Source organism: Streptomyces pactum (assembly GCF_002005225.1).
Lineage (GTDB): Bacteria > Actinomycetota > Actinomycetes > Streptomycetales > Streptomycetaceae > Streptomyces > Streptomyces pactum_A.
This window is the reverse complement of sequence record NZ_CP019724.1, coordinates 4,159,376-4,172,327: the sequence shown is the minus strand read 5'-3', so window position 1 is coordinate 4,172,327 and position 12,952 is coordinate 4,159,376. Positions and strand designations below refer to the sequence as shown.

Here is a 12,952-nt window from a genome sequence, read left to right as displayed (position 1 = left end):
AGTCGGTGAAACCCCACCAGCTCCCGTCGACGCGCCTGGCGTCCTCGAGGCGGCCGTCGCCCCGACCCAAGCAGGCCATCAGCCAACCGGGGTCGTCCGACCAGCCGTCGAGCACGAAGCTCTCGTTGGCGTTGGCGTTGGCGTTGGCGTTGGCGATGGCGATGGCCAGCAGGTCGGAGCGTCGCCACCGTTGGAGTGCCGACGGTGAGGAGGCGCCCCATGGCGTCCCAGCCGCCGGTGCCGGGCTTCGCGGCCCCGGCCCCGTGGGCTTCGCGGCCCCGGCGCCGTGGGCCCCCGGACCTGGCCCCGTGGGCCTCGCGGGCCCGGCCCCGGGAACGGCGGCGGCACCCGACCCGCTCGGGTCAGGGGCCGCCGTACCTCGGGCCGCCGGGGCGGGACGGGTCCGGTTACTTCACCGGCTCCGGCGTCGGCTCGTTCTCCGTCTCCGGCTCGCCCGCCGGGTCGGCCGGGGTCTTGACGGAGTCCAGCAGGAGCTGGGCGACGTCGACGACCTGGATGGACTCCTTGGCCTTGCCGTCGTTCTTCTTGCCGTTCACGGAGTCCGTGAGCATGACGAGGCAGAACGGGCAGGCGGTGGAGACGATGTCCGGGTTGACCGAGAGGGCCTCGTCGACGCGCTCGTTGTTGATGCGCTTGCCGATCCGCTCCTCCATCCACATCCGCGCGCCACCGGCGCCGCAGCAGAAGCCGCGCTCCTTGTGGCGGTGCATCTCCTCGTTCCGGACGCCCGGGACGGCGGCGATGATCTCGCGCGGAGGCGTGTAGATCTTGTTGTGGCGGCCCAGGTAGCACGGGTCGTGGTACGTGATGATGCCCTCGACCGGGGTGACCGGGAGCAGTTTGCCCTCGTCCACCAGGTGCTGGAGCAGTTGGGTGTGGTGGATGACCTCGTAGTCGCCGCCGAGCTGCGGGTACTCGTTGCCCAGGGTGTTGAGGCAGTGCGGGCAGGTGGCGACGATCTTCTTCGCCGACTTCGGCTTGCGGGACTCTTCGGTGACCTTGCCGTCGTCGTCCGTCTCCTCGCCGAAGGCGGCGTTGAGGGACATGACGTTCTCCATGCCGAGCTCCTGGAAGAGGGGCTCGTTGCCGAGGCGGCGGGCGGAGTCACCGGTGCACTTCTCGTCGCCGCCCATGATCGCGAACTTGACGCCGGCGATGTGCAGCAGCTCGGCGAAGGCCTTGGTGGTCTTCTTGGCGCGGTCCTCCAGGGCGCCGGCGCAGCCGACCCAGTAGAGGTACTCGACCTCGGTGAGGTCCTCGATGTCCTTGCCGACGACCGGGACCTCGAAGTCGAGTTCCTTGAGCCACTCCAGGCGCTGCTTCTTCGCCAGGCCCCAGGGGTTGCCCTTCTTCTCCAGGTTCTTGAGCATCGTGCCGGCCTCGGACGGGAACGCCGACTCGATCATGACCTGGTAGCGGCGCATGTCGACGATGTGGTCGACGTGCTCGATGTCGACCGGGCACTGCTCGACGCAGGCGCCGCAGGTGGTGCAGGACCACAGGACGTCCGGGTCGATGACGCCGTTCTCCTCGACGGTGCCGATCAGCGGGCGCTCGGCCTCCGCGAGGGCGGCCGCGGGGACGTCCTCGAGCTGCTCGGCGGACGCCTTCTCCTCGCCCTCCACGGTCTTGCCGCCGCCGGCCAGCAGGTAGGGGGCCTTGGCGTGCGCGTGGTCGCGCAGGGACATGATCAGGAGCTTGGGGGAGAGCGGCTTGCCCGTGTTCCAGGCCGGGCACTGCGACTGGCAGCGCCCGCACTCGGTGCAGGTGGAGAAGTCCAGCAGGCCCTTCCAGGAGAAGTGCTCGACCTGGGAGACGCCGAAGACGTCGTCGTCGCCGGGGTCGGTGAAGTCGATCGGCTTGCCGCCCGACGTCATCGGCAGCAGCTCGCCCAGCGCGGTGCCGCCCTTCGCGTCGCGCTTGAACCAGATGTTCGGGAACGCCAGGAAGCGGTGCCAGGCCACGCCCATGTCGGTCTTCAGCGCGACCGTGATCATCCAGATGAAGGAGGTCGCGATCTTCAGACCGGCGAAGAAGTAGACGAGGTTCTGGAGCGTTGCGAGGTCCAGGTCTCCGAGCGCGGAGACGACCGGGTACGAGATGAAGAACGACGCCTCGTAGCCGTCCACGTGGTGCAGGGCGCCCTCGAGGGCGTGCAGCATGAAGATGCAGACGCCGACGATGAGGATGACGGCCTCGACGAAGTACGCCTGGCCGAAGTTGGAGCCGGCGAAGCGGGACTTGCGGCCCGGCTTGTTCGGCTTGCTCACCTGGCGGATCGCGATCAGGACCAGGATGCCGAGCACCGTCATCGTGCCGATGAACTCGACGAAGACGTTGTACGGGGCCCAGTCGCCGATGACCGGCAGGATCCAGTCGGCCTGGAAGAGCTGGCCGATCGCGTTGACGATCGTCAGCAGCAGGGAGAAGAAGCCCACCGCCACGAACCAGTGCGCCACCCCGACGATGCCCCAGCGGTTCATCCGGGTGTGGCCGAGGAATTCCCTGACCACGGTGAGGGTGCGCTGAGCGGGGTCATTGGTCCGCGTGCCGGCCGGTACCGGCTGGCCCAGCCGCATGGAGTTGTAGATCTGCAGGACGGCGCGGCCGAACAGTGCGACGCCGACCACGATCAGGACCAGCGACACGATGATCGCGGCGAGTTGCATTTGGGGCTCCTCGGGCCTGCGAGGTTTCGAGGGGGGCGGTATTACTAAGCGGTAACTTATGCAGTCCGTCTGAGACTACCCCCATCCTCCGCCGCACTGTAGCCGGACGTGCGGTGATCTGCGTCGCTGAGGCAACCCTGACCGGCGGGCCAGGGGGTGACGCCGGCCGCCGGGGCTGACGGTGGCCCCTGACGGCGCGGCCTGGCGGTGACCGCACGGCCTGACGGCACCCCTGGCCGCCGGACCCGGTCGCCGGGTGGGTGTCCCGCCGAGTTGGGCGCGCCATTCGTCGCAAATCATGATATTCGGCCTGTTCGAGGCATAGGTTATGCCCGTGCTCTACGGGATCGCTGCAGCCACCGCCTCCTTTCTCCTCGCCGCCCTGCTCACCGCGTTGTTGAGGGCGCCGGCCCTGCGCCTCGCCCTCGTCGACCGGCGACGGCAGCGCCCCGTCCCCCTGCTCGGCGGTGTGGCCGTCGTCCTCGTCACCGGGCTGGCCGCGTGGGCCGGGGACTGGACCGGCGTCGTGCCGGTGGGTTCGGTGGTCGGCCGGCTGCTCGTGGCCGGGACCGCCGTCGGCGCGCTCGGTCTGGCCGCCGACGTCTGGCGGCTGCGGCGGCGCTGGCTCCTGGTCGGCACGGCCGTCGCGGCGGCGTGCGTGGTGCCGTACGGCGTGACCGGGCCGGTGGCCGGGGCGCTCGCCGTGGCCTGGATCGCGCTGGTCACCGTCGCCTTCAGGGGGCTGGACCACGCCGACGGGGTGGCCGGCACGGTGGGCGTGGTGACCGCCTTCGGCGTCGGTGCCTGCGCCGCGGCCGAGCTGATGGACGGGCTGGCGGTGCTGCTGAGCGCGCTGGCCGCCGCGCTGACCGGCTTCCTGCTGCACAACTGGCACCCCGCGCGGATCGCCCTCGGGGCGTGCGGGTCGCTCTTCGCGGGCTTCCTGCTCGCCGGGGCGGCCGTGTTCACCCGGGCGGGGCACGAGCCCGGGGCCGGCGTGGGGGTGCTGTTCGCGCTGACCGCCCTGGCGAGCGCCGACGCCGTCCTCGTACTCCTCTCGCGTCGGCTGGCCGGGCGGCCCCCGCTGCGCGGCGGGCCCGACCATCTCGCCCACCGGCTGCGGCGGCTCGGGCTCACTCCGCAGGGCGCGGTGGTGGTCCTGGGCGCGGCCTCGTTCTCCGGGGTGCTCGTGGGCGTCCTCGCGCACACCGGCCTGGCCGGGGGGACGGCGGTGCTGTGGGTGGCGGGTGTGACGGCCGTCGGAGTGCTGGGGCTGCTGCGGGTACGGGTGTACGAGCCCCGGCGGGCGGGAACGGACCCCCGCACCCGGACGTCACTTCACGGGCCGCGCGCGGAACCGCAGGGGCGGTCCCCGGAGTCCCGCGACGTGACGGACGTCCCGTCTCGCGCGTCGTCCCGGGCGGCGATTTTTCCGGTTCGTCAAGCCAGGCGCGGTGAGAAAGCGCAGGTCAGCGCGTCGTTGCGTGTAAGGAACGGATAAGAGTTGAGCCTGCCCGACTCACCTCTGTTGACCGAGCGGTCGGCGTCATGCACACTTGAGCCTGTTCCACTCAAGTCGCTGGAGGTTATTCACCATGGCACGTGCGGTCGGCATCGACCTGGGCACGACTAACTCCGTCGTCAGCGTTCTGGAGGGCGGCGAGCCCACCGTCATCACCAACGCCGAGGGCGCCAGGACCACGCCGTCCGTCGTCGCCTTCGCCAAGAACGGCGAGGTGCTGGTCGGCGAGGTGGCCAAGCGCCAGGCGGTCACGAACGTCGACAGGACCATCCGGTCGGTCAAGCGCCACATGGGCACCGACTGGAAGATCAACCTGGACGGCAAGGACTTCAACCCGCAGCAGATCAGCGCCTTCGTGCTGCAGAAGCTGAAGCGGGACGCCGAGTCCTACCTGGGCGAGAAGGTGACCGACGCGGTCATCACCGTCCCGGCGTACTTCAACGACGCCGAGCGCCAGGCCACCAAGGAGGCCGGTGAGATCGCGGGCCTCAACGTCCTGCGCATCGTCAACGAGCCGACGGCCGCCGCGCTGGCGTACGGCCTCGACAAGGACGAGCAGATCATCCTCGTCTTCGACCTCGGTGGCGGTACGTTCGACGTCTCGCTGCTGGAGATCGGCGACGGCGTCGTCGAGGTGAAGGCCACCAACGGTGACAACCACCTCGGTGGTGACGACTGGGACCAGCGCGTCGTCGACTACCTGGTCAAGCAGTTCCAGTCCGGTCACGGCGTGGACCTGTCCAAGGACAAGATGGCCCTCCAGCGCCTCCGTGAGGCCGCCGAGAAGGCCAAGATCGAGCTGTCCTCGTCCACCGAGACCTCGATCAACCTCCCGTACATCACGGCCTCCGCCGAGGGCCCGCTGCACCTGGACGAGAAGCTCACGCGCGCCCAGTTCCAGCAGCTCACGGCCGACCTGCTGGAGCGCTGCAAGACGCCGTTCCACAACGTCATCAAGGACGCCGGCATCCAGCTCAGCGAGATCGACCACGTCGTTCTCGTCGGTGGCTCCACCCGTATGCCCGCCGTCGCCGAGCTCGTCAAGGACCTGACCGGCGGCAAGGACGCCAACAAGGGCGTCAACCCGGACGAGGTCGTCGCCATCGGCGCCGCCCTGCAGGCCGGTGTCCTCAAGGGCGAGGTCAAGGACGTCCTGCTCCTCGACGTCACCCCGCTGTCCCTCGGCATCGAGACCAAGGGCGGCATCATGACCAAGCTGATCGAGCGGAACACGACGATCCCGACGAAGCGTTCGGAGATCTTCACCACCGCCGAGGACAACCAGCCCTCCGTGCAGATCCAGGTCTACCAGGGCGAGCGCGAGATCGCGGCGTACAACAAGAAGCTCGGTATGTTCGAGCTGACCGGTCTGCCCCCGGCGCCCCGCGGTGTCCCGCAGATCGAGGTCGCCTTCGACATCGACGCCAACGGCATCATGCACGTCACGGCGAAGGACCTCGGCACCGGCAAGGAGCAGAAGATGACCGTCACCGGCGGCTCCTCGCTGCCGAAGGACGAGGTCGACCGGATGCGCCAGGAGGCCGAGAAGTACGCGGAGGAGGACCACGCCCGCCGCGAGGCCGCCGAATCCCGCAACCAGGGCGAGCAGCTCGTCTACCAGACGGAGAAGTTCCTCAAGGACAACGAGGACAAGGTCCCGGGCGAGGTCAAGACCGAGGTCGAGGGTGCCGTCGCCGAGCTGAAGGAGAAGCTCAAGGGCGAGGACACCGCCGAGATCCGCACCGCCACGGAGAAGGTCGCCGCCGTCTCGCAGAAGCTGGGCCAGGCGATGTACGCCGACGCCCAGGGCGCGCAGGCCGCCGGCGGCGAGGCTCCGGGCGCCGGTGCCACCGGTGACAAGGGTGGCGACGACGACGTCGTCGACGCCGAGATCGTGGACGACGAGCGCAAGGACGGTGCCGCGTGACGGAGGAGACCCCGGGTTTCGAGGAGAAGCCTGACGTCCCCTCCGGCGCCACCCCTGACGACGCCGAGCCGCAGGCCGCCTCCGAAGAGGGGGCGGCCCCGGCCGGGGACGCGAGCGAGAACGCGGGCCTGGTGGCCCAACTGGACCAGGTGCGTACGGCGCTGAACGAGCGCACGGCGGACCTCCAGCGACTCCAGGCCGAGTACCAGAACTACCGTCGCCGGGTCGAGCGGGACCGCGTCGCGGTCAAGGAGGTCGCCGTCGCGAACCTCCTGTCCGAGCTGCTTCCCGTACTCGACGACATCGGCCGCGCCCGGGAGCACGGCGAACTCGTCGGCGGCTTCAAGTCCGTCGCGGAGTCGCTGGAGTCGACCGTGGCCAAGCTGGGCCTCCAGCAGTTCGGCAAGGAGGGCGAGCCCTTCGACCCGACGATCCACGAGGCCCTGATGCACTCCTACGCGCCGGATGTCGCGGAGACGACGTGCGTCGGGATCCTGCAGCCCGGGTACCGGATCGGCGAACGCACCATCCGCCCCGCGCGGGTGGCGGTGGCCGAGCCGCAGCCGGGCGCCCAGCCGGCCAAGCCGGCCGAGGACAACACCGAGGCGCAGGCCGACTCCGCCCAGGACGCCGGGCACAAGGAGAGCGGTGGCCCGGAGGAGGGCTGAGCTCGAAGTGACGAGAGAGGAGGGACGTCGGGGATGAGCACCAAGGACTTCATCGAGAAGGACTACTACAAGGTCCTCGGCGTCCCCAAGGACGCCACCGAGGCCGAGATCAAGAAGGCGTACCGGAAACTCGCCCGCGAGTACCACCCGGACGCCAACAAGGGAAACGTCAGGGCGGAGGAGCGCTTCAAGGAGATCTCCGAAGCCAACGACATTCTCGGTGACCCGAAGAAGCGCAAGGAGTACGACGAGGCCCGCAGCCTCTTCGGCAACGGCGGTTTCCGTCCGGGGCCGGGCGCGGGCGGCGGCACCTTCAACTTCGACCTGGGCGACCTCTTCGGAGGCGGCGCCCAGGGCGGGGGACAGGGCGGCGCCGGCGGCTTCGGCGGCGGCCTCGGCGACGTCTTCGGGGGCCTGTTCAACCGCACCGGCGCCGGCGGTCCCGGCACCGGCACGCGGACCCAGCCGCGGCGCGGCCAGGACATCGAGTCCGAGGTCACCCTGAGTTTCACGGAGGCCATCGAGGGCGCGACGGTCCCGCTGCGGATGTCCTCGCAGGCCCCCTGCAAGGCCTGTTCGGGCACCGGTGACAAGAACGGCACGCCGCGCGTGTGCCCGACCTGCGTCGGCACCGGCCAGGTCGCCCGGGGCTCGGGCGGTGGCTTCTCGCTCACCGACCCGTGCCCGGACTGCAAGGGCCGCGGCCTGATCGCGGAGGACCCCTGCGACGTCTGCAAGGGCTCCGGGCGGGCCAAGTCGTCCCGGACGATGCAGGTCCGCATCCCGGCCGGGGTCCTTGACGGGCAGCGCATCCGGCTGCGCGGCAAGGGCACGCCGGGCGAGCGGGGCGGACCGGCGGGCGACCTGTACGTGGTCGTGCACGTCAAGGAACACCCCGTCTTCGGCCGCAAGGGCGACAACCTCACCGTCACCGTCCCGGTCACCTACGCCGAGGCCGCCCTCGGCGGCGAGGTCCGGGTGCCGACGCTGGGCGGTCCGCCCGTCACGCTGAAGCTGCCGGCGGGCACTCCGGGAGGCCGCACCATGCGTGCCAGGGGCAAGGGCGCGGTCCGCAAGGACGGCACCCGCGGCGACCTCCTGGTCACCGTCGAGGTGAGTGTTCCGAAGGACCTGACGGGGAAGGCTCGTGATGCGCTGGAGGCGTATCGCGAGGCGACCGCGGACGAGGATCCGCGAGCGGAGTTGTTCCAGGCCGCGAAGGGAGCTTGACGGAGATGGACGGTCGTCGACGCAATCCGTATGAACTGACCGAGGACACCCCGGTCTACGTCATCTCGGTGGCGGCCCAGCTCTCCGGCCTGCACCCGCAGACGCTGCGCCAGTACGACCGCCTCGGCCTGGTCTCCCCGGACCGCACGGCTGGCCGCGGCCGGCGCTACTCGGCCCGGGACATCGAACTGCTCCGCACGGTGCAGCAGTTGTCGCAGGACGAGGGCATCAACCTGGCCGGCATCAAGCGCATCATCGAACTGGAGAACCAGGTCGCCGCGCTCCAGGCCCGTCTGGCGGAGCTGCAGGACGCCCTCGAAGGGGCGGCCACGGCGATGCGCCAGCGGGAGGCGGCGGTACACGCCTCGTACCGCCGCGACCTGGTCCCGTACCAGGAGGTACAGCAGACCAGCGCCCTGGTGGTGTGGCGGCCCAAGCGGCACGGCCAGTCCGCGGACTGACGGTCCGCACCAGGCGGAACGGCGCGACGACGGGCCCGGAGTCCCGACCGGTTCTCCGGGCCTGTTCGCAACGTTGCTGTCTCATTGGTCTAGTACTTCTTGACGATTTCGTGAAGACAGCGTTGGCTTCCCTCACCTGGGTCACCACAACACCCGTGTGTCGGAAGGTAAGCGCAGTGAACAGCCGTGCCCGTCGTATCGCCATATCCGTGGCCGCGTCCATGATGACCTTCTCGCTGGCCTCCTGTGGTGTGCTGGGCGCGTCCGAGAGCAGTGACGAGGCGAGTCCCACCAAGGGCAACGACATCACCGTGGCCCTGCTGCTCCCGGAGAAGGCGAACACGCGCTACGAGCAGTTCGACTACCCGTACTTCAAGGCGAAGGTCGCCGACCTCACGCGCGACCAGGGCGACGTCAAGTACGCCAACGCCGAGGCGAACGCCTCGAAGCAGGCCGACCAGATGCAGCAGATGATCGACGACAGGGTCGACGTGATCGTCCTGGACGCGGTCGACGCGAAGTCCATCGGTGACAGCGTGCAGAAGGCCAAGGACGCCGGTATCCCCGTCATCGCCTACGACCGGCTGGCCGAGGGTCCGATCGACGCCTACATCTCCTTCGACAACGAGCTGGTCGGCGAGGTGCAGGGCCGTTCCCTCGTCGAAGCGCTCGGCGACGGCGCGGACACCTCCGACAAGATCGTCATGATGAACGGCTCGCCCACCGACCCGAACGCCAAGCAGTTCAAGGCGGGCGCCATGTCCGAGCTGAACGGCAAGGTGACGATCGCCCAGTCCTTCGACACCAAGGACTGGAAGCCGGACAACGCCGAGGCGAACATGGCCGAGGCGATCGAGAAGATCGGCAAGAACAACATCGCGGGCGTCTACTCCGCCAACGACGGCATGGCGGGCGGCGTCATCAAGGCCCTGGAGGACGCGGGCGTCACCGACCTGCCGCCCATCACCGGCCAGGACGCGGAACTCTCCGCGGTGCAGCGGATCGTCACCGGCGAGCAGTACATGAGCGTGTACAAGTCCTACCCGCAGGAGGCCGAGAACGCCGCGGAGATGGCCGTGGCGCGGGTCCAGGGCCGGGACATCCAGTTCGAGGCGCTCGCCCGCGACAAGGTCGACAGCCCCACCCACAAGGGCATCCCCGCGCAGCTCGTCCCGGTCGTCGCCCTGACGCAGGACAACATCGAGCAGACCGTCGTCGCCGACGGCTTCTACAAGGTCTCCGACATCTGCACCGCCAAGTACGCGGCGGACTGCGCGGAGATCGGGCTGAAGTAGCCGGTCCCCCGGCCCCGGTGCACTGCCCGGACATACCGGAGGCAACCGGTGCTTTCCGGTCGCCGCGCCGCGTGGAGCCGTGTTGCGGACCCGGTCCCGGCCGCGCATAGTTGCGCTGCGGAAAGAGCCGGAACCGGGGGTGGGATGGGCGATGGCCGGGCACGGGGCGGATGAGCATCCTCACGGTGCCGACCGGCTGTGCGCGGCCGGGGACCGCGTGTACTCCCGGGCCGTACGACGCGGCCGGGTACCCCGCCGGGACGCCGAGCCGGTCCCCTGCCTCCTCGAACTGGCCCTGCTGCACCCGGACCCCGACGACATGGACTGGCTGGTGCCGACCTCACCGCAGGAGGTCATGACCCGGCTGCTGCGCGGGGTCCACGACGAGGTCAACGCCAGTCAGCGGCGGGTGGGCTCGGCGGTGGAGGCGTTCGAGCGGTACGCGGGCCTCGGCCGCCAGCTCCAGACCTCGGCCGGCACGGAGGGTACGGCGATCCGGGTCCTCGACGGGCTGGCGCGCATCCAGGCGGCCATGGACGAGGCGACGCAGGCGTGCACGACGGAGGTGCTCACCGTCCAGCCCGGCGGCATCCGGCGCGAGCCGGAGCTGTCGGAGGGCCTGCACCGGGCGCTGGCGCTGCGCGGGCGCGGGGTGCGGATGCGGGACCTGTACACGCACGTCGCCCGGCACGGTCAGGGCCTGCTCAACTACCTGGAACTCATGGGCGACGCGGTGGAGGCCCGCACCCTCGACGAGGTCATCGACCGCCTCATCCTCTTCGACCGCACGGTCGCCTTCATCCCCGCCAACACCGACCGCACGATGGCCCTCGAACTGCGCCACCCCGCCCTGATCGCCTACCTGGTCACGGTCTTCGAACGCCTGTGGCGCCTGGCCATCCCGCTGACCGCGCCCCTCCCCGACACCGGCATCAAGGGCATCTCCCACCGCGAGCAGTCCATCGCGGCCCTGCTGGCCGAGGGCCACCAGGACGCGGTGATCGCGGAGCGCCTGGGCATAAGCGTCCGCACGGCGCGGGCACACATCGCCCGCCTGTCCGAGACGCTGGGGGCGGCGAGCCGTACCCAGTTGGGGGTGCGCATCGCCCAGGCCGGCCTGGACGGCGCCCCGCGCCTGCCCGCCACGATCAGTCTGCCCGATCAGGCTTCTGGTCGAGAATCCCCGACTGCCCGATGAGGTAGCCGAGTTGCGCCCGGCTCTCGCTGCCGAGGGTGGCGGCGAGTTTGGCGATGTGAACGCGGGCGGTGCGGACGTTCATGCCGAGGCGTTCGGCGATGACGTTGTCGGTGTGGCCCTCGATGAGGAGGGCGGCTATGGCGCGTTGGCGGGGGGTGATGCCGTTGAGCGTGGGTTGCCGGACCGCCTGCGGGTGCATGGGGGTGGCCAGGTGCCAGAGGCGGTCGAAGGTGTTGATGAAATAGGCGACCAGGGCGGGGTGGCGGACTTCGAGGGCGAGGGTGCGGTCGGCGCTGGCGGGGATGAAGGCGACGGTGCGGTCCACGATGATGAGGCGCTCGGTGATCTCGTCGAGGGTACGGGCCTCCACGTCACCGGTCAGTTGCTCGTAGCGGGCACGCGCATATGGGGCGTGGCGGACGGTGTGCTGGTAGAGAGCGCGGATGCGGGCACCGCGGTCGAGGAAGGCCTGGTCTCGCTCCATGGCGGCTTCGTGGATGTCGGGGCGCCTGGTGAGGTGTGGATCGTACGGTTGGATGGCGAGCAGTTCGTCCCTGGCCTCCGCCATGGCTTCGGCGATGGCTTGGCTCGTACGCTCTTTGCTGCTGAGGATCCTGAGCGCCGCGGCGCCCTCGCTCGCCGCAGCATGGGTGCCGATGCGCATGAGGGGCTCGAAGACATCGGCGAGGCGTTGGCCGCGCCGCCGCTCGTTGGCGATGCGGTCCTCCGACACGCGAAGCAGCCGTTGCAGGGCGACGGTCGGTGCGACCGGCTCCAGCCGGTTCAGATCGTCGACGGCCGGGTGCAGGAGACCGATGTCGATCAGGCAAGGCGTCGTTGCCGCTGCGGCGCCGGTCACATGACCTTTGCGCAGTGCGCGGGCGTACAGGTCGAGACCCGCCTCGCACAGCTCCTCGTCTCCGTGCCGGTGCGTCTCGTCGGTCATCAGTGGCTTCGCCCTCTCGGGCCCCGGTGATCCTGCTCCAGGATCCCCGACTGGGCTATGAGATAGCCGAGCTGAGCGCGGCTTCCGCTGCCCAGGGCGGTCGCCAGTTTCGCGATGTGAGCGCGGCAGGTGCGCACGTTCATGCCGAGGCGGCGAGCGATGGCCTCGTCGACGTGGCCCTCCACGAGGAGCTTGGCTATGGAGTGCTGGATGCCGGTTATACCGTCGGGGGCGGTCTCGTAGGGGGCGCCGGCGGTGAGCGGGACCGCTCGGCTCCAGATGAACTCGAACACTTTGATCAGATAGCGGACAAGACCCGGGTGACGGATCTCCAGGGCGACCTGCCGGTCCTCACGGATGGGGATGAAGGCGACGGCCTCGTCACAGATGATGAGGCGCTCGACGAGTTCGTCGATGGTGCGGTACTCGACCTTGCCGTTCGCGAACTGGTCCACGTAGGCGAGTCGTTCGGGGTTGTACCGCGCGGTGTGCTGGTAGAGGGTCCGGATGCGCACCCCCCGCTCGATCAGCGGCTTGTCGCGCTCCAGCGCTTCCAGGAGGCGGTTCTCGGCGCTGCGGGCGCTGCTGCTCGGCTGAACGGTGAGCATCTCGGTCCGGCACTGGGAGGTGGCCAGGTCGAGAGCCGCGTTGATGCGGTCCAGACCCTCCAGCACGCTGATGGAGTGGGTCGGGGCGGTGTTCTGGACGCCGAGAGCCATGAACGGCTCGAAGACTTCGGAGAGTGCGATCGACAGCCGTCGATGCTCGGTGATCTCACGCTCGATCGGGTTGAGTCGCTGGGCCAGGGCGATCGCCGGAGGTGCGGGAAGCAACCATTTCGCGTCGTCAGGGTCGGGACGAAGCAGCGCGAACTCCGTCAGACACGGAGCAGACTCGGCATCCGTCCGCGGTATGCGTCCTCTTCGCAGAGCATCCGCGTAGAGGCGCCTTCCGTCCTCACAGAGCTCGGTGACCGCATGGGGATGTGTCGCGTTAGTCCCATTTGATATCAAAT

At 69.7% G+C, this 12,952-nt stretch carries 10 protein-coding genes; 7 read left to right on the top strand and 3 right to left on the bottom strand.

Annotated features, from left to right (window positions below):
* Positions 1 to 407: 407 nt before the first annotated feature.
* Positions 408 to 2,690 (bottom strand): heterodisulfide reductase-related iron-sulfur binding cluster, encoded by a 2,283-nt coding sequence (locus tag B1H29_RS17500; RefSeq protein WP_055418767.1) that lies wholly within the window; start codon positions 2,688 to 2,690, stop codon positions 408 to 410.
* Positions 2,691 to 3,024: 334 nt separating this feature from the next.
* Here B1H29_RS17500 and B1H29_RS17495 point away from each other — a divergent pair, with 334 nt between their 5' ends.
* From B1H29_RS17495 to B1H29_RS17465, 7 genes are all read left to right on the top strand, one after another.
* Positions 3,025 to 4,191 carry an MraY family glycosyltransferase gene (locus B1H29_RS17495; protein WP_055419014.1) on the top strand — a complete coding sequence of 389 codons (1,167 nt, stop codon included), beginning with the start codon at positions 3,025 to 3,027 and terminating at the stop codon, positions 4,189 to 4,191.
* A gap of 94 nt (positions 4,192 to 4,285) precedes the next feature.
* Positions 4,286 to 6,139, top strand: coding sequence for a molecular chaperone DnaK (dnaK, locus tag B1H29_RS17490; protein WP_055418766.1), 1,854 nt, complete (start codon positions 4,286 to 4,288; stop codon positions 6,137 to 6,139).
* Positions 6,136 to 6,807, top strand: coding sequence for a nucleotide exchange factor GrpE (grpE, locus tag B1H29_RS17485; protein WP_055418765.1), 672 nt, complete (start codon positions 6,136 to 6,138; stop codon positions 6,805 to 6,807). The genes dnaK and grpE overlap by 4 nt, the downstream gene beginning before the upstream one ends.
* 33 nt (positions 6,808 to 6,840) lie before the next feature.
* Entirely contained in the window at positions 6,841 to 8,037 is a 1,197-nt protein-coding gene (dnaJ, locus tag B1H29_RS17480; protein WP_055418764.1) for a molecular chaperone DnaJ, read from the top strand.
* Between the two features lie 5 nt (positions 8,038 to 8,042).
* On the top strand, positions 8,043 to 8,498 hold the full coding sequence (locus B1H29_RS17475) for a heat shock protein transcriptional repressor HspR (RefSeq protein WP_055418763.1): 456 nt from the start codon (positions 8,043 to 8,045) through the stop codon (positions 8,496 to 8,498).
* Between the two features lie 176 nt (positions 8,499 to 8,674).
* Complete coding sequence (locus tag B1H29_RS17470; RefSeq protein ID WP_055418762.1) at positions 8,675 to 9,793, top strand: sugar ABC transporter substrate-binding protein; 1,119 nt, start codon at positions 8,675 to 8,677, stop codon at positions 9,791 to 9,793.
* 151 nt (positions 9,794 to 9,944) lie between these two features.
* Positions 9,945 to 10,991 carry a helix-turn-helix transcriptional regulator gene (locus B1H29_RS17465; protein WP_055418761.1) on the top strand — a complete coding sequence of 349 codons (1,047 nt, stop codon included), beginning with the start codon at positions 9,945 to 9,947 and terminating at the stop codon, positions 10,989 to 10,991.
* Here the strand turns inward: B1H29_RS17465 and B1H29_RS17460 are convergent.
* Together B1H29_RS17460 and B1H29_RS17455 are read right to left on the bottom strand one after the other, a co-directional pair.
* Positions 10,942 to 11,937: a helix-turn-helix transcriptional regulator gene (locus tag B1H29_RS17460; protein ID WP_055418760.1), complete on the bottom strand. Its 996-nt coding sequence runs from the start codon at positions 11,935 to 11,937 to the stop codon at positions 10,942 to 10,944. The genes B1H29_RS17465 and B1H29_RS17460 overlap by 50 nt on opposite strands.
* The gene (locus tag B1H29_RS17455) at positions 11,937 to 12,950 is read right to left on the bottom strand and encodes a hypothetical protein (protein ID WP_055418759.1); all 1,014 of its coding nucleotides are present in this window, start codon (positions 12,948 to 12,950) and stop codon (positions 11,937 to 11,939) included. Before B1H29_RS17455 ends, B1H29_RS17460 begins: the two co-directional genes overlap by 1 nt.
* Between the last annotated feature and the right edge of the window lie 2 nt (positions 12,951 to 12,952).